Here is a 25,182-nt window from a genome sequence, read left to right as displayed (position 1 = left end):
ATGCGGTCTCAGAGAAAACGATCGGGCGAAAACGGCGCGAGCGGAATTTCCGGCGACTTGCCGCTCAGAAGCTGGGCGACGAGACGACCAGTGCGCGCCGAGCCGACCAGGCCGATATGGCCGTGGCCGAAGGCATAGACGATGTCGCGCGAGGCCCGCGCGTAACCGATGCAGGGACGTCCGTCCGGCATGCTCGGCCGATGGCCGAACCAGGTCTTGATACGCGAAGCCGGAATGTCCGTCGGCAGTTTTGGGAACATGCTGAAGAGGTTGTTGCGCAAAATCTCGGCGCGCTTCCAGTTCGGCTCGGCCTCGAGGCCTGCGATCTCGACCGTGCCAGCGGCGCGCAAACCCTTGTCGGTCCAATTCACCACCATCTTCGCATCCGAGGCCATCATCGAGCTGCGCGGGCCCGTTTCCGGATTCTCGATCATGACGTGATAACCGCGCTCGGTCTCCAGCGGCAGCGGATCGCCGACGGACGCCGTGAGCCGCTTTGAATGCGCACCGGCGGCAATCACCGCGGCATCGCACGCAATCTCGCCGGTCTCCGTGACGACGGCGACTAACTTGCCGTCGTTGAGTCTGAGGCCTGTCGCCTTGTTCCGCACAAGCTTGGCGCCGCTTGCCAGCGCATGTTGCGCGAGGGCCGCGACATAGGCTCCGGGGTCGCGGCAGCGCCCGGCCTCTTCCACCACCACGCCGAAAGTGTAGCGCGGATGCAAATCGGGCTCGCGCTGACGCATCTCGTCGGCCGAAAGCTCCAGCCATTCGACACCAACGCGTTTGCGCACGCGCCAGCCGAGATCATTGTCGAAATTGCCGCGCGACGGGAAGACATGCATCACGCCGTTACGCTCGATCAATTCAGGAACGCCCGCCTCCTCCGCGAGCTTCTTGTGCAGCAGTGGCGCGTCCTTCAGAAGGTCGCGTAGCGCAAATGCCGTCGTCTCGACCCGCGCCTCGGTCCAGCCCGAGAGCAGATATTTGATCAACCAGGGCAGCACCTTCGGCAGATAAGACCAGCGGATCGCGAGCGGTCCAAGCGGATCCATCAGATAGAAGGGCACCTTCTTCCAGACGCCGGGCTCGGCCGGCGGGATCACCGAATGCGAGGAGAGCCAGCCGGCATTACCGTAGCTCGCCGCCTGTTCGCCACCGGGCTCGCCCGGATCGATTAGCGTGACGCGATGGCCCTCGCGTAGCGCTTCGATGGCGCTGATCACGCCGACCGCGCCAGCACCGATGATGGCGACGTGGCGGCCCTCCGACATCGCTTAGGCCTTCACCGCAGGGGCAAAGTCCTTGCCGACCGACATCGCCCGCGGATCGATGATGCAGTGGAGGATCGACGGCTTGCCCGAGGCGAGCGCACGCTCGAACGCCGGCGCGAACTCTTCCGTGCGCTCGACGCGCTCGCCGTGGCCGCCGAACGCTTTCGCGTACATCGCGAAATCCGGGTTCTTGAGCTGGGTGCCGACCACGCGACCGGGATAGTCGCGCTCCTGGTGCATGCGAATGGTACCGTATTGCGCATTGTCGACGACGATAACGACGAGGGCTGCATCGTACTGCACGGCGGTCGCGAATTCCTGCCCGTTCATCAGGAAGCAGCCGTCGCCGGCGAACGCGATAACGGTGCGATCCGGATATTGCCGTTTCGCGAGCACCGCCGCCGGCACGCCATAGCCCATCGAGCCCGAGGTCGGCGCGAGCTGCGAGGCAAAGCTGTGGAAGCGATGATGGCGATGAATCCAGCCGGCGTAGTTGCCGGCACCGTTGCAGACGATGGCGTCCTTGGGCAGGCGATCGCGCAGCCAGGTCATGACTTGGCCATACTGGAACGTGCCCGGCAGCTCGCGCGCCTTGTCGGTCCAGGCGAGATAATCGGAATGCGCCTTGGCGGCCTCGCCCTTCCAGGCGACTGCGCCGGCGGACTTCAGCGTCTCGACCGCGGCCGCGAACGCGGCGGGCGTGGCTTGTATCGCGAGTGCCGGCTGATAGACGCGGCCGAGCTCTTCCGAACCCGGATGCACGTGGATCAGCTTCTGCTGCGGAGTCGGAATATCGAATAGCGTGTAGGACGAGGACGGCATCTCCGACATACGGCCGCCGATCAACAGAATGACGTCGGCGCCGTCGATGCGCGCCTTCAGGCCCGGGCTCGGGCCGATGCCGAGATCGCCGGCATAGTGCGAGTGATCGGCGTCGATCAGCGACGCGCGGCGGAACGAGGTCGCGACCGGCAGGTCGAACCGCTCGGCAAAGCGCGCGATGCTCCTGGTCGCCTCATCGGTCCAGCGCGAGCCGCCGAGAATGACGAGCGGCGCCTTGGCGCTGGCAAGCATGGCGCCAACGCGCTCGATATCGGCAGGCGCCGGCCAGCTCACCGCCGGCTCGATCCGCATGGCGTCCGCAACGGCAGCAGTCTCGGTCAGCATGTTCTCGGGCAACGAGATCACGACGGGACCGGGACGGCCCTGCATGGCGACGCGGAAGGCGCGCGCGACCAGTTCCGGAATCCGGTCGGGACGATCAATCTCGACCGCCCATTTCGCCATGGTGCCGAACACCGCCTTGTAGTCGAGCTCCTGGAACGCCTCGCGCTCGCGCATGCCGGTGTCGACCTGACCGACGAACAGGATCATCGGCGTGGAATCCTGCATCGCGATGTGGACGCCATGGCTGGCATTGGTGGCGCCGGGGCCGCGGGTGACGAAGCAGATTCCGGGGCGGCCGGTGAGCTTGCCATACGCCTCCGCCATCATTGCGGCCCCCCCTTCGGCGCGGCAGATCATGACGTCGATCGGGCTGTCGTGCAGCGCGTCGAGCGCCGCAAGGTAGCTCTCGCCCGGCACGCAGGTGACACGCTCGACGCCTTGCGCGACGAGCTGATCGATCAGGATCTGGCCCCCGGTGCGGGTGTTGCGAATGGTCATGACGGCTCCCTCAAGGCTTTGGCGATGCGTTTCGCAGCTTCGCGAAAAATTTTGTTCCGGGCTGGCGTAGGACAGCCGGAAACAAGGTGCAAGGCCGAAACCGCTGCCCGGCATTACGGCCTCGTCATGCCTCTCCGGCAAATAGCGGCGGCAGCCATGCCTCTCTCGGACGTCGACCGGGGAGCAGGCCCCCTTGCCATCATGCCCCTTTGCGCTGCCGCGCGCTCGCCAGCAGCACCAGCATGAACGAGGCCGCCGTCATCAGTGTCGAGATCGCGGCGATGGTCGGGTCGATCTCGTCGCGGAGCGCGGTGAACATGCGCTTGGTCAGCGGCTGATACTGGCCGCCGGAGATGAACAGCGCGACGATGGTCTCGTCCATCGCCGAGATGAAGGCGAAGATGCCGCCTGCGACCACGCTGGACTTGATCTGCGGCAAGGTCACCGCGAAGAAGCTGCGCAGGCGGTTCATGCCGAGGCTGCGTGCGACCATCTCCTGCGCTGGATCGAAGCTTTGCAGGCCCGCCAGCACCGAGATGATGACGTATGGCAGACCCAACATGACGTTTGCCAGTACCAGGCCCGGCAGCGTCGCGACCAAGCCGACTTTCGCATAGAGGAAGAAGATGCCCACCGCGGTGATGATGATCGGCACGACCAGCGGCAACAGCAGCATCATGTGGATCAGCCGCATGATGCGCAGCTTCGACTGGTTGATGGCGTAGGCGGCGGCGACGCCGAGCGGCGTTGCGATAACCACCGTCAGCAGCGCGACCGTCAGCGTCACCCGCGTCGCCTGCATCCAGGCCGAGTTGGAGAAATACTGCTGATACCAGCGCAGCGAGAACGACGGCGGCGGAAAGGTCAGAAAGCGGGCGCTGGAGAAGGAGATCGGCGCGATGATCAGCACCGGCAGGATCAGGTAGACCAGCACCAGCGCGCTGACCGCATAAAGGGCAATCCGGGCGGGGGACAATCGCGTCATTTCTGCCCCAAGATGCGGTCGAGCGAAATGAAGCGGCTGGCGACGGCGAAGATCGCGAGCACGCTGACGAGCAGCACGACGGCGACCGCGCTCGCAGCGCCGAACTGGTTGTAGAGCTCGACATTGCGGCTCACCAGCATCGACACCATCACCGTGCGGCCGCCGCCGAGCAGTTCCGGCGTGATGTAGAAGCCGAGACAGAGCACGAACACCATGGTGCAGCCCGCGAGCACGCCCGGCAACGACAGCGGCAGGAAGACGCGGGCGAAGGTCAGCGACGGGCTCGCCCCCAGGCTGGCGCCGGCCTGCATGAGATCGCTCGGGATCTTCTGCATGGTGGCGTAGAGCGGCAGCACCATGAACGGCAGCAGGATGTGTACCGTCGCAACCACCGTGCCGAAGGTGTTGTGCACCAGAGCAAGCGGTTCGCCTGTCACGTCGAGATAACGCAGCAACTGGTTGATCACGCCGGTGCGCTGGAGCAGCGCCAGCCAGGCATAGGCCCGCACCAGCACGCTCGTCCAGAATGGCAGCACGACCAGCGACAGGATGAGGATGCTCCACCCTTTCGGCATCGAATTGGCGAGATATGCCACGGGATAGCCAAGCAGCAGCGCGATTCCCGTGACCACGAGGCTGATCTCGAAGGTCAGCGCAAAACTGCGCCAGTAGATGTCTTCGGTGAAGACGCGGCGATAATTCTCCAGCGTGAAGCCGTCATGGTAGATTGACTGCCAGCCCAGCCAGCCGACCGGCAGCACGATCAGAGCCAAGATCACCAGCAGCGCCGGCGATACCAATGCCAGCATCAGCGCATGCTCGCGGCGCTGATGCTTTTGCGATGGATCTGGCACGGATATCGTCAACGCAGCCTCGCTTCGCTTACTTCTGCATGAACGACGCCCAACGCTTCTCGGCGGCTTCGCCGGCTGGCGACGACCACCAGGCGTAGGACATCAGCGCCTGCTTCGCCGCGTTCGCGGGCTCGCTCGGCAATTGCGCCGCGCGCTCGGGCTTGATCACATTGGTTTCGAACGCCTTCGGGTTGCCCGGGCCGTAGTCGATATGCAGCGGCAGATTGGCCTGGTGCACGGGATCGACGGCCTCGTTGAGAAACTTGACGGCCGTCTCGAGATTCGGCGCGCCCTTGAGGATGCAGAGCGAGGTGCTTTGCAAAACGCCCTGGTTGTAGGTGAAGGCGACCTTGGCGCCCTCCTTGGCGACCGCGCTGACGCGGCCGTTCCAGGCCATCTCCATGTCGACCTCGCCGTCATTGAGAAGCTGCGCCGACTGCGCGCCGGAGGTCCACCACACCGTGATATGCGGCTTGATCTCTTCCAGCTTCTTGAAGGCGCGGTCGACGTCGAGCGGATAGAGCTTATCGGGCGCGACGCCGTCGGCCATCAGCGCCGCCTCGAGCGTCGCGAAGGGGTGGTTGCGCAGTGCGCGACGGCCGGGAAATTTCTTCACGTCCCAGAAGTCGGCCCAGCTGTTCGGCGCCTCTTTCGGGAATGTCTTCTGGCTGTAGGACAGAACGCTGGAATAGAACTCGTAGGACACCGAGTACGGACTACGATAGCCCTCCGGCATCGCCGCGCCGTTCGGAATCTTCGAGAAGTCGAGCTTCTCGATCAGCCCCTGCTCGCCGCCACGCAGGCAGTTGCCGGTCGGAGTATCCACGACATCCCAGATCGGCTTGCCGCTGCCGACTTGCGTCTTGATCGCGGGCCAGGCGTCGGGAATGGAGTCCTGGTTGACGGTGATGCCGAGCTTCTTGGCGGAGGGATCGAGGATCGCCACCGTCTGCGCCTGCTGGTAGGCGCCGCCCTGCGAGACGAAGGTGATCTGTTCGGCGGCGGCGATGCCGGTTGTTGCAAACAATCCGAGCGATCCGCCCAACAAAGCGTAGCCAAATCGAAAATCTCGTTTCGTCGTCATCCTCGCCTCCTCTGTGACCAATTAAATTCACTGACCGATCGCATCGAGAAACTGGTACCAGCCGGCGACCATGCGCACGGCGGGCTCGCGCAACGGATAGAACGGGATAGCTTTCAATCGCCGCGCGTCGAGCAGTCCGACCTCTGGCGTCTCGCCGCGCACGAAGGCGGCGAGGTAGCGGCCCATCAGGCTCGACATCGCCACGCCCGCGCCGTTGTAGCCCATCGAGAACAGCGTGCGGTCGTCGATGCGGCCGATATGCGGCACCGAGTCCAGCGTCATCGCGACCAGGCCCGACCATTTGTAGGCAAGCGGGATATCGGCAAGGTCGGGGAAGATACCCACCATCGCCTTGCGCAGCGCATCGAACGCGGGTGCGGAGTCCTGCTTGCCGAAGGCACCGCGGCCACCGAAGATCACGCGATTGTCGACCATCCGGAACCAGCGCATCATGCGCTTGGTCTCGGTGTAGGTGCGGCCCGTCGGCATCAGCTTGCCCGCCAGATTGCGCGGCAGCTTTTCGGTCGCGATCATGGCGCTGCGGAACGGGATCAGCGTGCGCTGCATGTTCGCGGTCGCGCCGGTGAGGTCGGAGTAGCTGTTGGTGGCGATGATCGCCTGCTTTGCCCGCACCGCGCCTTGCGGCGTTTCGGCGACGATGCCGCCGTTTTCGTGCCGGAGGCTTACTACCGGCGATTCCTGGTAAATCGGCACGCCGCGGCGCGCCACGCCTCCGGCGAGGCCGCGCAGATAGTTCAGCGGATGGATGCCGCCGGAGCCGGGATTGAGCACGCCGCCGACGAAAATGTCGGAGCCGGTCTCGTCGCGCACCTGCCCCTTGTCGAGGATGCGGACCTCGGCACTCCCCATCTCGCGCGTCATCCAGTTGGCTTCGTCTATCGCGGCCCGGAGCGTCGTCTCGTTGTGCGCGGCCTTGACCTGGCCGGAGCGCGTCAGATTTGCGCTGGTGATGTCATATTCGGCGACGAGCTCCTCGACGATGTCGGTCGATTCATGCGCGATCTCGTACATGCGCTGCGCCACGGCGCGGCCGTGCACAGCGTCGATGTCGCGGAACGAGAGGCGGAATTTTGCGGTGATCACGCCGCCAGTGCGGCCACTCGCGCCCCAGCCCGGGCGGTTGGCCTCGAGCACGATCGGCGACAAACCGCTCTTGGCGATGTGGTGTGCCGCCGACAGGCCGGTATAGCCCGCCCCGATGATCACCACATCCGCCTGCTGCTCGCCCGACAGGACCGGAAACTCGCGCGCCGGCTCCGCCGTGGCGGCCCACAGCGAATTGGCCGATGGCAGCGCGGTCCAGTCCCGTGTCATGCCGCCGCTCATGCCCTACGCCGCCGGTCCGATGGCCGCATCGGCGAGCGCTTTCAATGTCGGGAAATGGAAATCTGGCTTGGTCAGCGTCTCCACGGCCGGTGTACCGCCAAAGCCGGCCATGCCCTGACGGCGCTCGATCCAGCACACCTTGTAGCCGAGTTTCCGCGCGATCCCGATGTCGTGATACTGGCTCTGCGCGACGTGCAGGATATCGGACTGCTTGTAGCCGAAAGCGGACTGGCGGCCCTTGTTGTAGGCGAAGAACTCCGGATCTGGTTTCGCAACGCCAGTCTCGTCGGCGCACACGGTATCGTCGAAGGGATTGCCGAGCGCATGCGCGTAACAGGAGAGCGCGACGCGGTCGGCGTTGGTCATGGCGACCAGCCGAAATTTGGTGCGCAGGCGCTTCAAGGCCTCGACCGAGTCCGGGAACGGTCCCCAGCGCAGCACCGCGAGTTGGAAAACGTCGCAGGAGGCGTCATCGGCCTGCAGCCCGAGCTCCTTGGCGAGATAGCGATAGACATGAAACATCACCTCGCTCGAACGCTCATGGTGCTTGTCGCGGCCACGCTTATAGGATTCGAAGATCTTGTCGTCGCTGAGCTCGGCCGGCGACTTGCCCGAGATCCTGCGCACCGCGGAGAGCACGCCGGTCTCGAAATCGATCAAGGTGCCGACGACGTCGAAGGTGAGAACCTTGAAATTGCTGAACGAGGCTGCTGACGACATTTTTGGCTTCTTCTCTCGGTTGGACAAGACTTAGGTTCAGTCCCTCACCCTGGGCACGACGATGGTGTCCTCGGGATGAAGGGTCACGGTGAGACTGCCGCCGAGCGGCGGGATGCGGCTGTAGGCTTCGTGGTGGCTCGCCTGGCGCAGGCTGAGCACGATGCCATCGGCGAGCGCGAGGAAGATGCGCAGGCTCTCGCCCTGATAGACGATATCGGTGACCGTTCCAGTGAGCCGATTGCAGGCGGTGTCCTGCGCGCCGTCGTCGATCAGCAGCTTTTCGCTGTGCACGGCGAGCATCAGCGAGTCTCCGTCAGGAATGGCGCGGGCGCTGCGCAGAAGGACATTGCCGAGTGCAACGCCGGAGGCATCGATGCGCCGCACCGGCAGCATCGTAGCTTCGCCAATGAAACTCGCGACGAAGGAATCGGCGGGATGATCGTGCAGCCGCTCGGGCGCGTCGATCTGGACCAGCCTGCCGTCCTTCATCACGGCGACGCGGTCGCTCATGGTCAGCGCTTCGCGCTGATCGTGGGTGACGTAGATGATGGTGGCGCCGATGCGCCTGTGCAGCGTGCGTAGCTCGATCTGCATGGATTCGCGCAGCTGCTTGTCGAGCGCGGACAGCGGTTCGTCCATCAGGATCAGCCGCGGCTCGAAGATCATGGCGCGTGCGAGCGCCACGCGCTGGCGCTGGCCGCCGGAGAGTTGCGCGATGCCGCGCTCTTCATAGCCGGCAAGGCCGACCATCGAAAGTGCCGCGCGTACCTTGTCCGGCCAGGCCGCCTTCGGCAGCCGTCGCGCGCGCAAGGGAAAGGCGACGTTCTCCCCGACGCTCATATGCGGGAACAGCGCGTAGTTCTGGAACACGACGCCGATGTCGCGCTTGTGCGGCGGCATCCAGGTGACGTCACGACCGCCGAACAGGATCGTTCCGCTCGATGGCAGGATGAAGCCGCCGAGGATGCCGAGCAACGTGGTCTTGCCGGAGCCGGAGGGGCCGAGCAGCGAGACGAATTCGCCGGCGGCGACATTGAGGGACACGTCGTCGAGAGCGCGAACGGCGCCATAGGCCTTGCTCGCGGATCTGATCTCGACGCTTTCCGCTCGTTTGTCCAACGATCGACCTCGCCATGTCCCTACAATGGCGTGCCTCACTGCGCGCCATAATCCTGCTTTATAGACAGGAAATTTGAGTACTTACGGTGGAAGCGTGCACCGCACCACCTCTTCGCTCGCAAGCCCTGTCTTTAGGCTGTGATGGCGATGACACCAGACTTGGCAAAACTCGGCAATTGCCAAATTCTCACCTGGCTCATAACATGGTGTTATGCCCGAGCTGCGCCGGATGCTGCCCTCAAGTAACGCCCTGTTCGTCTTCGACGCAGCGGCGCGCAATGGCAGCTTCACGGCGGCTGCCGCAGAACTGAACGTCACCCAGCCTGCGGTGAGCCGGATGCTGGGCCAGTTCGAGGACCATCTCGGCGTGCGCCTGTTCGACCGCAAGGCGGGACGCGCGGTGCTCACCGAGGAAGGCGAACTCTTGTATCGCCGCGTGCTCGAAGGCTTTCGCAGCATTGAGAGCGGGTTGGTCGAGATCGAGCGACGCCGCAAGGGCACCGAGACGGTGACGCTGTCGGTCTCCTCCGCCTTCACCACGCATTGGCTGATGCCGCGGATCGACAAGCTGCAGCGGCAATTCCCGCAGGTCGATTTGCGCTTTCAACTGATCTCCGGCGCGCTGCGCGGACCGGTGGAAAATGTCGATCTCGGCATGCGCTTCCGCGATCGCGAGGAGCCGTCATCCGGCGGCACGCTGGTAATGAAGGAGGTCATGCTGCCGATGTGCAGCCCAGCCTATCTCGGCGAAACCGATCCCGCCGAGGGCAACACCATAATTCGGCTCGCCGAGACGCCGGGCGACTGGGCCGCGGATTACGCATCGCTTCTCACCGGGCGCCGCGGCGCGGCCAAGGCGCTGAGCTTCACGGACTATGCCGTCGTGATGCAGGCCGCCCTGCTCGGCCAGGGCATCGCGCTCGGTTGGCTGACGGTCGCCTCGCACTGGCTGTTGACCGGCGCGCTGGTGCCGGCCTCCGACACGCTCACCACCACACGCCGCATCTGCGAATTCCTGCCACCGCGCAACCGGCCGATGCGCCCCATCGCCGCCGAGATCCGCGACTGGATCATCGCGCAGATGCAAGGCGAGATTGCCGCGATCGACCGGCTCTATCCGAAGCTCGGCGCGATGGCCGCGTGCTACTGATGCTCGATCGCGCGGATTGCGCCGCGCAGCTCGGCGAGACCGCGGAGGCGGCCAATCGCGGTGTAGCCGGGATTGGTGCGCTTGGTGGCGGCGAGATCGTCCAGCATGCGGTGGCCGTGGTCGGGACGAAAGACGATTTGCTTGTCGGGCGAACGTCGCGCGTTCTCCTTCAGCAGCGCCTTCAGCACCGCGACCATGTCGACGTCACCGTCGAGATGATCGGACTCGTAGAAGGATAGGCCATCCCCCTCGCGCTTGGTCGCGCGCAGATGCGCAAAGGCAATACGCGGACCGAAGCGTTCGGCCATCGCGGGAAGATCGTTCGCGGCGCGCACGCCGAGCGACCCCGTGCACAGGCAGATACCATTCGCCTTTGACGGCACGGCATCGAACAACGCCTGATAGTCATCGGCGCTGGACGCGACGCGCGGCAGGCCGAACAACGGGCGCGGCGGGTCGTCCGGATGCAGTGTCAATGAGACCCCGAGCCGCTCAGCGACGGGTGTGACGCGGCCCAAAAACTCGGCCAGATGCTGCCGCAGGATTTTTGGCGTGACGTCGCGATATGTTTCGAGCCGGTCGCGGAATTGCGGGATGGTCATCGGCTCGGTGGTCGAGCCCGGCAGCGCGCTGGCGATCACCATGACGAGGTAATCGATATCGGCTTGACTCATCTGGTCGAACAGCTTTTTCGCACGAACCTGCTGCTCCGGCGAATACTCGGCGGCGGCGGCCGGCCGCTTCAGGATCTGCAGCTCGAACGCAGCAAAGCGGTCCTGGTCGAAGCGCATGGCACGAGCGCCGTTCGGCAACTCCCATTCGAGATCGGTGCGGCACCAATCCACGACGGGCATGAAGTTGTAGCAGATGATCTTGATGCCGGAAGCGGCCACCGCCTCCATGCTGGCGATCCACGTCTCGATCGAGCGCGTCGCTTTAGCCCCGAGACGCTTGACATCGTCGGGGATCGGAATTGATTCCACCACCGACCAGGTCAGCTGCGAACGGCCGGGTTGGCCGTTCTCGATGAAATTCTTGCGCTCCTCGACCGCCTTGCGTGTCCAGGCTTCGCCGATCGGCACCTGATGCAGCGCCGAGACGATGTCGCTCGCCCCGGCCTGCCTGACATCGTCGAGCGAGACCGGATCATCCGGCCCGTACCAGCGCCATCCCTCCAGCATCATCGAAATTCTCCCGGATCAGTTCGCGGTCAGCACGACCTTGACGCTCTGCGAGCGGTCGAGCGCCAGCCGCAGCGCGTCCGGCGCGGTGGACAGCGGCCGCTCGGCGGTGACCAGCGACAGCACGTCGACGCTGCCGTCCGCAATCAGCTCCACCGCCGTCATGAACTCGAGCCCGAAACGGAACGAGCCGCGCAGGTCGATCTCCTTCGCCATCACCGCATTGGCCGGTACCGGAATCTGGCCACCCGGCAAATTGCCGATCTGCACCACCACGCCGCCGCGCCTGACGATGCCGATCGCACTGGCAAGGCCTGCAGCCGTGCCCGAGACTTCGAACGCGACATCGTAGGGGCGCGACGCGGCCTGCGCCTTCAGGCCTTCCTCGCCGGCTGCAACATTCTCGACGTGTGAGGCGCCGAGCCGGGTCGCAAAGGCCAGCGGCGCCGGCGCGATGTCGGCCACCGTGATGTCGGTCATGCCGGCGCGGCGCGCGGCGAGCATGGTCAGAAGCCCGATCGGACCGGCGCCGAAAATGATACCGCGCTTGCCTTCGATGGTGCCTGCACGCGCGACCGCATGCAGGCAGACCGCGAGCGGCTCGGCCAGCGCCGCGGCCTGATAGGACACATGATCGGGGATCTTCACGCACTGCGCCGGGATTGCGTCGAAGTAATTGGCAAAGCCTCCCTGCATGTGCGGCGTCTTCGAGGCCGAGCCCATGAAGTAGATATTTTCGCAGAGGTTTTGCCGGCCTTGGCGGCAGGCGACGCAGTGGCCGCACCAGCGCGACGGGTTGACGGCGACACGGTCGCCGACCTTCAGGTTCGCTGCGGAGCCCGCGATCTCCACGACCTCGCCGGAGATCTCGTGGCCGAGCACCAGCGGCGACTTCACCACGAAATCGCCGGTCCGGGCATGACGGAAATAATGCATGTCCGAGCCGCAGATGCCGCCGGCGCCGAAGCGGATGCGCACCATGCCTTCCGCGAGCTTGTCGAGCGGATGCTCGACCATGCGCAGATCTTCGGGGCCAAACAGGGTTGCGGCGAGAGCAGTTGAGGTCATTTGGAAAGTCCCATGTATTTCGGCAGCCAGAGGGTCAATTCGGGGATGTAGGTGATTGCGATCAGTGCGAGCATCAGCGGCACCAGCCAGGGCAGGATCGCCACCGTCGTGCGCTCGACCGAGAGCTTTGCGACGCGCGCGAGCACGAACAGCACCATGCCGAGCGGCGGATGCAACAGGCCGATCATCAAGTTCAGCGTCATGATCAGACCGAAATGGATCGGGTCGATGCCGAGCTTGAGCACGATCGGCAACAGGATCGGCACCAGAATGGTGATCGCCGCCGTGGTGTCGATGAAGCAGCCGACGAACAGGATCAGGACGTTGGCGAGCGCCAGGAACACCCATTTGTTGTGGGTGATGCTGAGCATCCAGTCCGACAGCATCTGGGCTGCCTGCGACACCGTGAGCAGCCAGGCGAAGATCGAGGCGGCCGTGACGATGAACAGAACCGACGCCGTGGTCTCGATGGTGTCGAAGGTCGCCTTCGCCACCGTCTTCATTGTCATGGTGCGGTAGCGCACGAGGCCGAGAAAGAGCGACCAGATCACGGCGGCGACCGCCGCTTCCGTCGGCGTGAACCAGCCGAGCGTCATGCCGCCGATCAGGATGACCGGCGCCATCAGCGCCATCACCGCGGAGAAGTCGAAGTACCAGTCCATCGCGAGCAGCACGACCAGACCAATCCCAACTGCCCAATTGGTGGAGAGACCGGCGACCGTCAGAAGCCAGACAGCCATCGGGAAGCTCAGTACGACGAGGATCTCGAGCCCCGCCGACCCCAATTGCGGCCAGGAGAACGGCGTATCGTTGCCCCATTTGTTCTTGTGCGCGAAATAGGTGACGGTAGCCATCATGAGCAGCGTCAGCACGACGCCTGGAATGACACCCCCCAGAAACAGCGCGCCGATCGAGACATTGGCCATCATGCCGTAGATCACGAAAGGCAGCGACGGCGGGATGATCGGCCCGAGCGTCGCCGACGCCGCGGTGACACCGACGGAGAATTCCGTCGAGTAGCCGTGGTCCTTCATCGCCTTAATCTCGATGGTGCCGAGACCGGCGGCATCCGCGATAGCGGTGCCGGACATGCCGGAGAAGATCACCGAGCCGATGATGTTGACATGGCCAAGGCCGCCCCGCATCCAGCCGACCAGCGCGACGGCGAACTTGTAGATGCGCCCGGTGACGCCGGCGATGTTCATGAGATTGCCGGCCAGGATGAAGAACGGCACGGCGAGCAGCGGAAAGCTCTCGACGCCGGCGATCATGCGCTGTGCCAGCGTGACGTCGGGAGTCACGCCGCTGACCAGGATGTAGAGCAGCGACGACGCCGCCATGGCAATCGCCACGGGTACGCCGAGCAGCATCAGGACGAGAAAGCCTCCAAGCAACAGCAACATGGGATTACCCTTCAAAACCGTCGTAGGCGCCGGGACGTTCGAGGATCGAATAGCCCTGTCGCAAATGTTGCACGGCCACCTGCAGAGAGCGCACGAACATCAGCACGAAGCCGAGCAGCACCGCGTAGTAGACGTAGTCCTTGGGAAGATTGATCGTGGTCATGGATTCGTCGCCGATGATCTGGATGTAGACCCAGACCAGCTTGATGGCGTAGCCGAAGAAGGCGATCCGGATCAGGTCGATCACCGTCGACAACGCCCGCGCCACGAGGTGCGGCAGATAGCGATAGAGCAGGTCGACCTGAATGTGCCGCGACAGCCGCACGCACATCGAGGAGCCGATGAAGACCACGCCGATCAGGCAGTAGGTCGCGATCTCCTCGGTCCAGGCGTAGCTGTCGTTGAGCACGTAGCGGGTAAAGAACTGGAGGAAGACGGCGAGCGCCATTACCCAGAAGATCGCCAGCGCGACCCAGTCCTCGAAAGCGTAGATGCCGAGATCGACCTTGGGTGCCGCCTCCTCCTCGAAGGTGTGGGCGATCTCGTCCGCGGTGATCTGCCGGTGCGTTTCGGCGGTGGACATGGGTGTGCTCCTCAACTGATTCCGGGATGGTGCGCTAGCACCAGACCCGGAACCTCGGATCCCGGGTTCGGTCCTGCGGACCGCCCCGGGATGACGATACGTCGTTACTTCACCGCCTGAATGCGTTCCCAGTCGGCCTTGCGATAGCCAAACGTCTCGAACGCGACGTTCTTCAGCACGGTGTCGCGGAACTCGTTCTTGTCGACCTCGGTGACGGTCAGGCCCTTATCCTTGAAGAAGGCGACCAGCTTGGCCTCGTTCTGCTTGATCTCCGCGGTCGCCTTGGCGGCGGCTTCCTGCGCCACGTCGGTGAAGATCTTCTTGTCCTCGTCGCTGAGCTTCTTCCAGAGCGCGCCGGCCACTACCGTGTTGAGATGGTCGACGATGTGGCCGGTCAGCACGATGTGCTTCTGCACCTCGTAGAACTTCTTGGCCTCGATCGTGGTCAGCGGGTTCTCCTGAGCCTCGACGGTGCCGTTCTGGAGCGCGAGATAGACTTCGGCGAACGCGATCGGCGCGGTGTTGGCGCCGCAGGCGCGCGGCATCGCCAGATAGGCGGGAACGTCGGGCACGCGCATCTTCAGGCCCTTGAGGTCGGCACAGGTCTTGATCGGCTTGTTCGACGAAGTCTGGCGCACCCCGTAATAGGTCACCGCGACGATGTGGTGGCCGCTCTTGTCCTCATAACCCTTGGTAAGCTCCTTGAAGATGTCGCTCTTGGTGTAGGCGAGCAGATGATCGGCATCGCGGAAGGTGTAGGGATAATAGGTAACGCCGATCGGCGGAAAGCTCTTCGCGGCGAAGCTTGAGCCGGAGATGATGATGTCGACCGAGCCGAGCGAGAGGCCCTGGTTAATGTCGGCTTCCTTGCCGAGCTGCGACGCCGGATAGACGTCGATCGCATAGCGCCCGTTGGTGCGCTTGCCGATCTCCTGCGCGGCCCAGACCGACGCGGTGTGGAAGGGCTCCGAGGTCTCGTAGACATGGGCCCATTTCAGCTTGGTCTGCGCCATGCCGGCGCCAGTCGTAGCAATCATCGCCGCGGCCGAGACCGCCACCACCATTGTCATCTTTTTCAACACTGACTTTTCCTCCATTTTTCAAATCTACTTCTTGTTCGCCCGCCTGAAGTGGACGCGGGCCGCCCAATCTCATCGCCGCCGCGCGCTGCCGCTTTTGGCCCGCTTCTTCAGCGCTCGCTCCGGTTTTGCCGGCGTTACCGGCGAGCCTGCCGATCGGCCGCGTGCCGAAGACGATCCTGCCGCGGTCTCGGCGCCAAAATTCTGCGCAAAGCGCTCCTGGGATCGTGCGAGATGATCGCGCATCGCATCGCGCGCGGCCTCGGGATCATGCGCCGTGATCGCGTCGCGCACCGCGCGATGCTCGTCGAGCGCAGTGCGCCACGTGCCCGGGCTCTCGAAATAATGCGCAAGCTGCGCGAAATAGGGATTGAGGCGCTGGTCGAACAACTCGCCGACCACGCGCACCAGAACGGCATTGCCGAGGCTTCCGGCGATCGCGACGTGGAAGGCGCGGTCATGGACCATCGAGGCTTCGCCGGGGTGTTCTACATTCTCCATCGCGACAAGGGACGCATCGATGCGGGCAACGTCGTCCTTCGTCGCCACGCGCGCGGCTTCTTCGGCAATGGCGCTTTCCAGGAACTCGCGGGCGCGCAGCAGCTCGAACGGGCCCTCGATGACGGAAGCAGGCGCGATCGCGGCAACGGCCGCGGGCTCGATCACATAAATGCCGGAGCCGACGCGGATACGGAGGCGGCCCTCGACTTCAAGCGCGATCAGGGCTTCACGCACCGTCGGCCTGGAAATCTTGAGTTGCTCGGCGAGCTCGCGTTCGGTCGGCAAGCGGCTGCCGACCGCGTACTCGCCGCTGTCGATCAGGTTTCGCAATTGATCGGCGACCTGGCGATAAAGCCGTCTCGCCTCCACAGCTTCCAGCGGCACGCTGGTCCTCCCGAAAAGGGTCACGCCGGCAGCTCTCGCTGCAGGCAGCCCGCCAATTTTGGAAAATTGGTCTTACCAATTGACCGCAGCATTGACCGAGGACGGGCGCCATGTCAAGCAGCGGCCAAACAAGGGGAGAGACGACCATGCGCCTTGATCCAACGCGCCTTGGCCGCGCCAATCTCGACCGGCTGCCACCACGTATCCGCCGCCCGGCCTACGATCGTTCGCGCGTCACGCCCGGCATCGTGCATCTCGGCCTTGGCGCGTTTCATCGCGCCCACCAGGCCGTCGTCATCGACGATTGCCTTGCGGCCGGCGCCACCTCGTGGGGCATCGTCGGCGCCAGCCTGCGCAGCCCTGACACACGCGACGCCCTCGCCCCGCAGGATCATCTCTATACGGTCGCCGTCCGTGCCGCCGAAGGCACCGAGCACCGCATCATCGGTTCGCTGCTCGACAGCGTGGTCGCGCGCGAGAGCCCGGCACGATTGGTCGAGCGAATGGCCGATCCCGCCATTCGCATCGTCTCCCTCACCGTCACCGAGAAAGGCTATTGCCACGCCGCAGACCGGCGATCTCGACGAGCGGCATCCTGATGTCGTGCACGACCTCAACAATTTCGACGCACCGCGCTCGGCACCCGGCTTCATCGTTGCAGCGCTGGCGCGCCGGCGGGCCCTGGGCGCCCCGCCCTTCACTGTGCTGAGCTGCGACAACCTCGCCGCCAATGGCCACACCGTGCAGCGGATCGTGACGCAATTCGCCGCGCTGCGCTCGAAGGATCTCGGCAAGTGGATCGCGGATACCGCGGCCTTCCCCTCGACCATGGTCGACCGCATCGTGCCGGAGACGACGGATGGTGACCGCGATGCGGTTTCATCGGCGCTCGGTTTGCGCGACGCATGGCCCGTCATGACCGAGCCGTTCACGCAATGGGTGGTCGAGGACCGTTTCACGGCAGGCCGGCCCGATCTTGCCGCTGCCGGCGTCGAGCTCGTCAACGACGTCAAGCCGTTCGAGCTGATGAAGCTGCGGCTGCTCAACGCCAGCCATTCGGCGCTGGCCTATCTCGGCTATCTCGCCGGCTACGAGACTATCGCCGACACCATGCAGGATCCGCATTTCGCACGCCTCGCCGCGCAGGTGATGGAAGAGGCCGCGGTGACGCTGACGATGCCCGGGGGCACCGATCTCGCCGCCTATCGCGCCTCGCTGCTCAAGCGCTTCGCCAATCCGGCACTGCGTCACCGCACCTGGCAGATCGCGATGGATGGCTCGCAAAAGCTACCGCAGCGCCTGCTCGGCGCGATCCAGGATCGTCTCGCCAGGAACCTGCCGATCGCGACGCATGCGCTCGCGGTGGCCGGCTGGATGCGCTACGTCACCGGCCGCGACGAGAAGGACCGCACCATCGACGTGCGTGATCCGCTCGCCGCCGAGTTCGCTGGCTTGGCGCGCGAGGCAGGTCCCGTCGCCGAACGATTGGCGCCCGCGCTGCTCGGCGTCGGAAAAGTGTTCGGGCCGCTGGGCGCGGAGCCGCGCCTGCGCGAGGCCGTGACCGTGGCGCTCGGCCGACTCTATAAGGATGGCGCGCGGCGTGCGGTGGAGACGCTTGTCTCAGCGTGACCACAAAACGGGCAGCAATGCTGCATTGCGGTCCAGATCGAACGGAAAGTCGACGGAAGTCGCGCTTGATTTTTCCCTGTCATTGCCCCACCCGAGAGGCATGGCAAAGGACAACAAGGTGATCGCCGCGAACGCAGCGTTCTACGCCGCCTTTTCGACCGGCGATTTCGACGAAATGGAGCGGATGTGGGCGGACGATGACACCATTTCCTGCATTCATCCCGGCTGGCCGGCCATCATCGGCCGGGCCACGGTGATCGGAAGCTGGCGCGACATCCTGCAGAGTCCGGAACGCCCGCAGATCGTCTGCGCGGAACCGCAGGCCATTGTCGATGGCGACAGCGCGCGCGTGCTCTGCATCGAGATCGTCGACGGCACGGCATTGGCCGCTGCCAACCATTTTCGGCGCGTCGGGGACGACTGGCGCCTGGTGCACCACCAGTCGAGTCCGATCGCGCAAATTGTCGAGCAAGCTGAGGACGATAGAGCGAGCCACCGCGTCCATTGAGGGCGCCCGGCCCGCAAGCACATTCTACTGTGCATGGGGTTGTTTTTCAGTTTTTTGTTCTGGCGCCTCACCCGAGCCCGGACAGATCATCCAGCACGACCCGCGCCTGGCTAAAATCGTCGTCCCGGAAGAACATGCTTCTGGTGATGAGCACGGGAATGTTCGCCCTTGAGGCTGCGATCAGGCCGTTGGCGGAATCCTCGATCGCGACGCAGTCGGACGCGTTGAGCTTCAGCCGCGCCAGGATTTCGAAATAGACGTCCGGCGCAGGCTTTTTATGCCGCACGTCATCCCCCGCGACGATCGCATCAAAATCCGCGGCCCAGCGCTTTCCGAAGGCTTGCGACAGCAGTGCATCGATATTGCCGTGCGACGTGGTCGTCGCGATCGCGAGCCGCTGGCCGCGCGCCTTGGCAGCAGCAAGCAGATCCGTCACCCCGGGCCGTAAGGGGCAGCAGCCGGTCTCGACCAGTTCGGCATAACGCGCAGTCTTAATGCGATGGAGTTCCGCGATGTCCACGTCCGACAATGGCGCCGCGATCGGCAGCCTTTCGTGGTGGGCGCGGATCCGTTCCTTGCCGCCGGTGACCCGCAGCAGGTCCTTGTAGACGGCCCGGTCCCACTGCCAGTCGAGACCGTGGCGGGCGAAGGCATGGTTGAAAGCCTGCCGATGCAGCTCTTCTGTCTCGGCCAAGGTGCCGTCGACATCGAAGATTAGCGCGGCGGCGCGGCGGACCAGCTCAACCGCGTCAGACAGCATGATGGCGGGCGCTTCTGCCTGCATGATCGATGCGTCCCTCCGATGGAGCGACCATCGCCTGCACAGGCGGGAAGGACAAATCGCAATATCTTTTGCCGGACCCAAAAATCTCTTATGAGCGGAGGAGCGCTGCGGCGCGAACGGGAACTTCGACCTGCAAGGAAGACGTATGCGGCTCTTTATCCTTGGCCTCGGCTACAGTGCCCGGCACTTCGTCCGCCTATTCGGTGGCCGCTTCTCGCATATCGCCGGCACGGTGCGCGATCCCGTGCAGCGGGGCGATCTCGCCGGCATCGAGGTGCACGCCTTCTCCGGCGGCAGTCCGGCACGCGAGACGGTCGAACGTATCAGCGACGCCGACGTCCTTCTCATCTCGATCCCGCCCGGCAGCGCCGGCGATCCTGCCATCGCGACCTTCTCGGACGTGCTGGCAGCGGACCGCCACCGCAGGATCATCTATCTCTCCACCATCGGCGTATACGGTGACCATGCCGGCGGCTGGGTCGACGAGAGCACGCCGCCGAAGGCCGACCTCGACCGCACGCGCATGCGGCTCGCGGCGGAACAGGCATGGACGGACACGACCGGTGGCGATGCCGCGATCCTGCGGCTTGCGGGTATCTATGGCCCCGGCCGTAACGCGCTGGTGACGCTGCGCGCTGGAACGGCCCGGCGCATCATCAAGCCGGGACAGGTGTTCAACCGCATCCACGTCGACGACATCGCGAACGCGATCATAGCCGCGGTTCGTCACCCGAGCGGCGGCATCTGGAACGTCTGCGACGACGAGCCCGCACCACCGCAGGATGTGATTGCGTACGCGGCGAAGCTGATGAATGTTGCACCGCCGCCCGAAGAGGCGTTCGAGACCGCCGAGATGTCGGCGATGGCCCGCAGCTTCTATGCCAGCAGCGCTCGTGTTTCCAACGCGAAAATGAAGCGCGAGCTCGGCGTCACGCTTGCGTATCCGACCTACCGCCACGCCCTGGATACGTTGTGGCACGCGGGAGAGGGACGATAGCGTTCCGGCATTCCCGGCGTCCCAGACATGCCCTGCTCGCGCTTGACTTCGCTCCGGTACGGTCGTGATCTAACCACCGAGCGGGCCACTGCAAAACGAGCCCGCGCTTGGGAGGATCCAATGAAGACGATCGCCATGGTCGCGGCGGCTGCCGTCATCACGCTCGGCGCAGCGCGCGCCGCGCCGCTGCCCGAAGCCAGTCCAGACGACGCCGGCTTCTCGAAACAAGGCCTTGCACGGCTCGACAATTTCTTCGCGCGTGAGATCGCCGCCAAGCGCGTGCCCGGCGTCGTCGTGGCGGTGGCGCGGGACGGCAAGCTCGTGCACTACAAGGCCTATGGCATGCTCGATCCGGACAAGGGCGCGCCGATGCCTGTTGACGCGATCTTCGCATTGGCCTCGATGACCAAGCCGATGGCGGCGGTCGCGGGCCTGACGTTGTTGGAACAGGGCAAGCTACCGCTTCAGGCCAAGCTGTCCGACTACTATCCCGGCTTTTCCGACATGAAAGTCGGCGTTCAGCAGGGCGACGGTTCATTGAAACTCGAACCGCAGGCGTCACCGATCTTCATTCACGACCTGTACCGCCATACGTCCGGATTGATGTATGGCGGCCGCCCGGACTCATCGAGCCCGGTGGCGCGGCAATATCCCGACGGTGTCGCACCGGCGATCGAGGGCGACACCCAGGCCTTCATCGATCGGATGACAAAGCTGCCGCTGGCGCATCAGCCCTCGACGGAGTTCGAATACGGCTTCTCGATCGACGTGCTCGGCGCCGTCGTCGAGAAGGTGAGCGAGCAGAAGCTCGGCGACTATCTCGCCGCCAATGTCTGGCAGCCACTCGGCATGAAGGACGCGACCTTCCATCCGACCGACGCACAGCGCCCTCGCCTCGCCCGCCCGTTCGCGAACGATCCGCTGACCGGAAAGCCGCAAGCCATCAAGCTTTTGGACACGCCGACAAAATTCGACTGTGGCGGCGCCTGCTCGTTCGCCACCGTCGGCGACTACATCCGCTTCGGACAGATGCTGCTCAACGGCGGCGAGCTCGATGGCCAGCGCATCCTCGGTCCCAAGACCGTGCATCACATGACGACCAATCATCTCGGCCCCGAGATCAAGAACAACGTGGCGAACATCGAGCCGCATCGCGCCGGCTTCGGCTTTGGCCTCGCAGTCGCGGTCCGCACCAGCGAAGGATTGTCGTCGGTCCCCGGCAATCCCGGCGAGTTCACCTGGAACGGCGCCTACGGGACGCAGTTCTTCTGCGATCCCAAGGAGCGTCTTGTCGTTGTGGTCGGAACGGCGGCGCCGGGCGAGCTACGCAAATATTATCGCGAACAGGTCCAGGACATCGTCTATGGCGCGATGGTGAAGTGAGGTCGACGCCTTGAAATAGAAAGGGCGGCCACTCGGGCCGCCCTTTTAAAATCAGCGTCAGCTCAACACGCCATACTTCTTGAACCAGGCCTGGGCCTGCTTCCAGGCATCTTCTGCGGCGTCCTTGCGGTAGCTGCCGCGGTAGTCGGCATGGAAGCCGTGCGGCGCTTCCGGATAGATCTTGAACCCGGCCGGCTTCTTGTTTTGCTCGAGCGCGGCTTTCATCTGCTCGACCTGAGTGACGGGAATGCCGGTATCGGCGCCGCCATAGAGGCCGAGCACCGGTGCCTTCATCTCGGGCGCGAGCTGCATCGGGCTCTTCGGCCACAGCGGATTGGCGGGATCGACGACGGTGCCGTAGAATGCAACACCAGCCTTGAGGCCGCCGCTTTGAGCGGCATACTCCCAGACGGTGCGTCCGCCGCGGCAGAAGCCGACGATGCCGAGCTTCGCGGTGTCGCCGCCTTGCGATCCCGCCCACGCCACCGTCGCATCGAGATCGGACAGCAGCTCCGCGTCCGGCTTGGCATTGACGATCGGCAGCAGGTCCTTGATCTCGGAGATCTTGGTCAAATCGACGCCCTTGCGAAAGTAATAGTCCGGCGCGATCGCGAAGGCGCCGAGCTTGGCGAGGCGCCGCGTCACGTCCTTGATGTATTCGTGCAGGCCGAAAATCTCCATCGCCACGATGATCACCGGCGCCTTGGTGTTGCCGGCGGGGCGGGCGAAATATGCAGGCATCTCCTCGGAGCCGACTTTGATCTTGACGTCGCTGATCTGGAGGCCGCCGGTATCAGTGGTGATCGCCTCGGCGCGCACGGGCCCTGCCGCAAGCGTGTAGCCGGCCGCGACCGCCGCGGTCGCGCTCATGAATCCGCGGCGCGAGACCGGGGCGACCTTGGTCAGCCCGACGACGTCGGATGTCATGGTGGTTTCGATACTCATCGGTTCGTCCTTCCTGATGCGCGCCTGATCCTTCAGGCGGCGCATTCGCCAATAATTGCCGGCGAAACGCAAATCACCAGCCTGCGAGCGCACCGCTTTCAGGCCTTGTTTTCAGGTCTTGATCTGATGCTGTTTCACTGGCGAAGCCTTGCGCCATACGCGCCGCGATCACGATGACGGGCGCTGCAAGGCCGATCGATTGATAGGACGGTGTGAGCGCGATGGTCAGGATCGATAGCCCCATGAGTGCGAAGCTCAGCAGCATGGCAGGCCAATCCGGTCGGAATAGATCCCGAGCACGATTCCGCCGATCGGCCGCGTCACGAAGCCGGCGCCGAAGGTCGCCAGCGACGGCATCGGGCTGCCGTACTCGCTTCCCGTCGGGAAGAGGTATGGCCGATCTGGATGGCGAAGATGCTGTAGGTGGTGAAGTCGTAGAATTCGAGCATGTTGCCGACGGTGGCGGCCAATGCTGCGCGCTTGACGCTGAACGGCTTCACTTGCTCGATCACGGACGACACACTGGCATTTCCGGCTCGATCCTATTTCGATTTAACCGCTTGGCCGCATTGCGGCGCAACATCCATTAACCGAAAATAGCGGTTCGCTCGTCCCCATTTGCGCTGCCACGAGTTGCGGCCCCATCGGCCTGCTCGCGCAATCCAAAGCGGTTCACGCAACAAATGGGCTCCGCGATGGTCGCAGCGACACATTATGTTGCACGCACATCCCGCGCTAGCGGAATTTGCGCGTACACCGCGTCCATTTGACTGAAATTTTCAGAAGAGTTGAGCCGGGCGATTTACTCGAACTTTCTTCGTGACGCTCTAGTTCCACGGCCGAAGGTTCCGCCTCTCTCAGGGAGCTTCATTATCAGCCGCCCGGATTGCGCTACCAAAGCTCAATTGAATTAAGATTTACCGACCTGGAATCGAAATGAACTTGGCTCGCGAATCGATTGAACTGCTGGAACAGGTCGCCCGTATCCTGTGGTTCGAAGGCGCCAAGCACGGCTTGCGCGATCGCGAGTGGATGGCGCTGCGTTTCCTTTTTCGCGCCAACCGGTTTTCCCGGACGCCGTCGGCGCTCGCGAGTTACATCGGCACCACGCGTGGCACCGCCTCGTTCATCATCGGGGAGCTGGAGCGGCTCGGATATCTCGAGCGAAAGCGCTCGGCCCAGGACAAGCGGTCGGTGATGCTGAGCGTGACACAACAGGGCAGGAAGTTCCTGGTGCGCGACCCCGTCAATGTCCTCGTCGAGTCCATCGCCGTGCTCGAGGACGAGGCGAAAGTCAGCTTCCGCGACGCGCTCCGCCACGTGCTGGATCAGTCGGACGCAGCCGAACAGCGGCACCATACCGACGTCTGCAAGCGATGCATCTTCCTCCGCGAAGATCGCACCACCACGGACAGCAGGACGACGGCCGAGTTCAGCTGCCGCCTGTTTCGGGCGCCGATCGCGGAGGCGGAGGTCGATCTGCTATGTACCAGCTTCGAGCATCACCGCAAATAGAAGGCGGCCCTCGATCAGGGCGTTGCCTTGCGTGACGAATAGATGACGCCCCCGCTGGACTCGACCACCAGACGTCCGTTCTCGTTTCTGATCTCCTCGATGCGGCCAAGGCCGGGCACCTGCTGTCCCAGCACCGCCTCGATGACGCCGTTCGGGCCTTGCAGGATCGCAATCCCTTCGTAGGCCTGGCGGACCGACCAGCCCTTGACCGTCTTGCGCGGCGCCGAAATGCGCTCGGCCGGAGCTACCGATCCCGTGATCTCGGGCGTAGCGGCCGAGGCCATCATTGGCTGTGAAGCCACGGGCGCCGGAGCCTGGGCCTGCGCCTGGGCAAGCTTGTCGAGCTTCACCGTAGAGGACGAGCTCACCCGTTCGATGCGATCCAGATTTTCGCCAAAACGGCCAAAACGGTCATTGGTCGCCTTGCTCGATTGATCGACCGCGGTGCGCAGACCGTCGAGATTATCGGACACGCCCGACACCTGCCTGCGCAGTTGCGCCACCGTCTCGCGCAGATTCCTGATCTCAGTATTGGCGGCGACGTTGCTCTGGGCGGGCTGCGTGGTGAGATAGGCGATCACGCCGGTGCAGGCGCAGACGACCAGGACCGCAGCGACCGCCAATGTCGCGAGCGGCACGACCCATGTCGGACGCGGCGGCGGCGGCTTGGCCACGATCACGGCCGGCTTGATCACGGTGGGCGTAGGCTTGGGGATTGCCATCTTGTCGAGGCGCGCCTTGGCGCGAATACGCTTCAGGCCCTCGAGCGCCTCTTTCGCCAGAGTTTCATCGCTAGCTGCTGCCGACGCAGGCTTGGTATTCGCAGCAGGCTTGGTATTTGCAGTAGGCTTAGTATTTGCAAAAGGCTTGGTATTTGCAAAAGGCTGGGTATTTGCAAAAGGCTTGGCGGTCGGCGCCGCATTGTCCCTGGGATCGCGCGCATCTGTAGCCGGCTTCGCCGTTACGGAAGCATCGGCGGTTGCGTTGGGACGAGCTTGTCCATCGGACAACATGCGAGAATGCT

22 protein-coding genes and 2 pseudogenes are annotated in these 25,182 nt (G+C 64.2%); 6 read left to right on the top strand and 18 right to left on the bottom strand.

Going from position 1 to position 25,182, the window contains the following annotated elements:
- Positions 1–8: 8 nt before the first annotated feature.
- The 8 genes from AC0L3P_RS14195 to AC0L3P_RS14160 all read right to left on the bottom strand — a co-directional run bounded on the left by AC0L3P_RS14195 (position 9) and on the right by AC0L3P_RS14160 (position 9,048).
- Positions 9–1,274: an NAD(P)/FAD-dependent oxidoreductase gene (locus tag AC0L3P_RS14195; protein WP_354205019.1), complete on the bottom strand. Its 1,266-nt coding sequence runs from the start codon at positions 1,272–1,274 to the stop codon at positions 9–11.
- 3 nt (positions 1,275–1,277) lie between these two features.
- A complete protein-coding gene (locus AC0L3P_RS14190; protein ID WP_275169338.1) occupies positions 1,278–2,939 on the bottom strand; it encodes a thiamine pyrophosphate-binding protein in 1,662 nt (553 codons plus the stop codon).
- Positions 2,940–3,138: 199 nt separating this feature from the next.
- Entirely contained in the window at positions 3,139–3,924 is a 786-nt protein-coding gene (locus AC0L3P_RS14185) for an ABC transporter permease (protein WP_275169339.1), read from the bottom strand.
- Positions 3,921–4,733 (bottom strand): ABC transporter permease, encoded by an 813-nt coding sequence (locus AC0L3P_RS14180; RefSeq protein WP_275169340.1) that lies wholly within the window; start codon positions 4,731–4,733, stop codon positions 3,921–3,923. Before AC0L3P_RS14180 ends, AC0L3P_RS14185 begins: the two co-directional genes overlap by 4 nt.
- Positions 4,734–4,806: 73 nt before the next feature.
- Complete coding sequence (locus tag AC0L3P_RS14175) at positions 4,807–5,862, bottom strand: ABC transporter substrate-binding protein (RefSeq protein ID WP_473302277.1); 1,056 nt, start codon at positions 5,860–5,862, stop codon at positions 4,807–4,809.
- Positions 5,863–5,889: 27 nt separating this feature from the next.
- Positions 5,890–7,197: an NAD(P)/FAD-dependent oxidoreductase gene (locus AC0L3P_RS14170; RefSeq protein ID WP_275169342.1), complete on the bottom strand. Its 1,308-nt coding sequence runs from the start codon at positions 7,195–7,197 to the stop codon at positions 5,890–5,892.
- Positions 7,198–7,212: 15 nt separating this feature from the next.
- Positions 7,213–7,929, bottom strand: a complete 717-nt coding sequence (locus AC0L3P_RS14165) for an HAD family hydrolase (RefSeq protein ID WP_018454007.1) — start codon at positions 7,927–7,929, stop codon at positions 7,213–7,215.
- Between the two features lie 36 nt (positions 7,930–7,965).
- On the bottom strand, positions 7,966–9,048 hold the full coding sequence (locus AC0L3P_RS14160; protein WP_275169343.1) for an ABC transporter ATP-binding protein: 1,083 nt from the start codon (positions 9,046–9,048) through the stop codon (positions 7,966–7,968).
- A gap of 211 nt (positions 9,049–9,259) precedes the next feature.
- Between AC0L3P_RS14160 and AC0L3P_RS14155 the strand changes: the two genes are divergently transcribed.
- Entirely contained in the window at positions 9,260–10,198 is a 939-nt protein-coding gene (locus tag AC0L3P_RS14155) for a LysR family transcriptional regulator (RefSeq protein ID WP_354205012.1), read from the top strand.
- On the opposite strand, the gene uxuA is transcribed toward AC0L3P_RS14155, so the two are convergent.
- From uxuA to AC0L3P_RS14125, 6 genes are all read right to left on the bottom strand, one after another.
- Positions 10,192–11,382 (bottom strand): mannonate dehydratase, encoded by a 1,191-nt coding sequence (uxuA, locus tag AC0L3P_RS14150; RefSeq protein WP_473302276.1) that lies wholly within the window; start codon positions 11,380–11,382, stop codon positions 10,192–10,194. The genes AC0L3P_RS14155 and uxuA overlap by 7 nt on opposite strands.
- Positions 11,383–11,397: 15 nt before the next feature.
- On the bottom strand, positions 11,398–12,447 hold the full coding sequence (locus AC0L3P_RS14145; RefSeq protein ID WP_275169346.1) for an L-idonate 5-dehydrogenase: 1,050 nt from the start codon (positions 12,445–12,447) through the stop codon (positions 11,398–11,400).
- The gene (locus tag AC0L3P_RS14140; protein ID WP_473302275.1) at positions 12,444–13,850 is read right to left on the bottom strand and encodes a TRAP transporter large permease; all 1,407 of its coding nucleotides are present in this window, start codon (positions 13,848–13,850) and stop codon (positions 12,444–12,446) included. Before AC0L3P_RS14140 ends, AC0L3P_RS14145 begins: the two co-directional genes overlap by 4 nt.
- Before the next feature lie 4 nt (positions 13,851–13,854).
- Entirely contained in the window at positions 13,855–14,433 is a 579-nt protein-coding gene (locus tag AC0L3P_RS14135) for a TRAP transporter small permease (RefSeq protein ID WP_027570511.1), read from the bottom strand.
- A gap of 104 nt (positions 14,434–14,537) precedes the next feature.
- Positions 14,538–15,497, bottom strand: a complete 960-nt coding sequence (locus tag AC0L3P_RS14130; RefSeq protein ID WP_473302314.1) for a sialic acid TRAP transporter substrate-binding protein SiaP — start codon at positions 15,495–15,497, stop codon at positions 14,538–14,540.
- 87 nt (positions 15,498–15,584) lie between these two features.
- Positions 15,585–16,397, bottom strand: a complete 813-nt coding sequence (locus tag AC0L3P_RS14125) for a FadR/GntR family transcriptional regulator (protein WP_354060180.1) — start codon at positions 16,395–16,397, stop codon at positions 15,585–15,587.
- Positions 16,398–16,543: 146 nt separating this feature from the next.
- On the opposite strand from AC0L3P_RS14125, the pseudogene AC0L3P_RS14120 reads away from it, so the two are divergent.
- Positions 16,544–18,026 (top strand): annotated as a pseudogene (locus AC0L3P_RS14120) (mannitol dehydrogenase family protein).
- Between the two features lie 100 nt (positions 18,027–18,126).
- The gene (locus tag AC0L3P_RS14115) at positions 18,127–18,534 is read left to right on the top strand and encodes a nuclear transport factor 2 family protein (RefSeq protein ID WP_275169691.1); all 408 of its coding nucleotides are present in this window, start codon (positions 18,127–18,129) and stop codon (positions 18,532–18,534) included.
- Between the two features lie 67 nt (positions 18,535–18,601).
- Here AC0L3P_RS14115 and AC0L3P_RS14110 read toward each other — a convergent pair whose 3' ends face one another.
- Complete coding sequence (locus AC0L3P_RS14110) at positions 18,602–19,318, bottom strand: HAD family hydrolase (RefSeq protein WP_275169350.1); 717 nt, start codon at positions 19,316–19,318, stop codon at positions 18,602–18,604.
- A gap of 145 nt (positions 19,319–19,463) precedes the next feature.
- Here AC0L3P_RS14110 and AC0L3P_RS14105 point away from each other — a divergent pair, with 145 nt between their 5' ends.
- Together AC0L3P_RS14105 and AC0L3P_RS14100 are read left to right on the top strand one after the other, a co-directional pair.
- Positions 19,464–20,315 carry an SDR family oxidoreductase gene (locus AC0L3P_RS14105; RefSeq protein ID WP_473302274.1) on the top strand — a complete coding sequence of 284 codons (852 nt, stop codon included), beginning with the start codon at positions 19,464–19,466 and terminating at the stop codon, positions 20,313–20,315.
- A 120-nt stretch (positions 20,316–20,435) separates the two neighbouring features.
- Positions 20,436–21,698, top strand: a complete 1,263-nt coding sequence (locus tag AC0L3P_RS14100) for a serine hydrolase domain-containing protein (RefSeq protein WP_275169352.1) — start codon at positions 20,436–20,438, stop codon at positions 21,696–21,698.
- 57 nt (positions 21,699–21,755) lie between these two features.
- Here AC0L3P_RS14100 and AC0L3P_RS14095 read toward each other — a convergent pair whose 3' ends face one another.
- Together AC0L3P_RS14095 and AC0L3P_RS14090 are read right to left on the bottom strand one after the other, a co-directional pair.
- Positions 21,756–22,643: a dienelactone hydrolase family protein gene (locus AC0L3P_RS14095; protein ID WP_275169353.1), complete on the bottom strand. Its 888-nt coding sequence runs from the start codon at positions 22,641–22,643 to the stop codon at positions 21,756–21,758.
- Positions 22,644–22,782: 139 nt separating this feature from the next.
- Positions 22,783–23,155, bottom strand: a pseudogene (locus tag AC0L3P_RS14090) (MFS transporter); the annotation flags it as partial.
- A gap of 424 nt (positions 23,156–23,579) precedes the next feature.
- Here AC0L3P_RS14090 and AC0L3P_RS14085 point away from each other — a divergent pair.
- Positions 23,580–24,158, top strand: a complete 579-nt coding sequence (locus AC0L3P_RS14085) for a MarR family winged helix-turn-helix transcriptional regulator (RefSeq protein WP_275169354.1) — start codon at positions 23,580–23,582, stop codon at positions 24,156–24,158.
- Between the two features lie 14 nt (positions 24,159–24,172).
- On the opposite strand, the gene AC0L3P_RS14080 is transcribed toward AC0L3P_RS14085, so the two are convergent.
- A complete protein-coding gene (locus AC0L3P_RS14080) occupies positions 24,173–25,171 on the bottom strand; it encodes a hypothetical protein (RefSeq protein ID WP_275169355.1) in 999 nt (332 codons plus the stop codon).
- Positions 25,172–25,182 lie beyond the last annotated feature (11 nt).

Source organism: Bradyrhizobium sp. WSM4874 (genome assembly GCF_055811835.1).
This window is presented reverse-complemented; position numbering and strand designations above follow the sequence as displayed.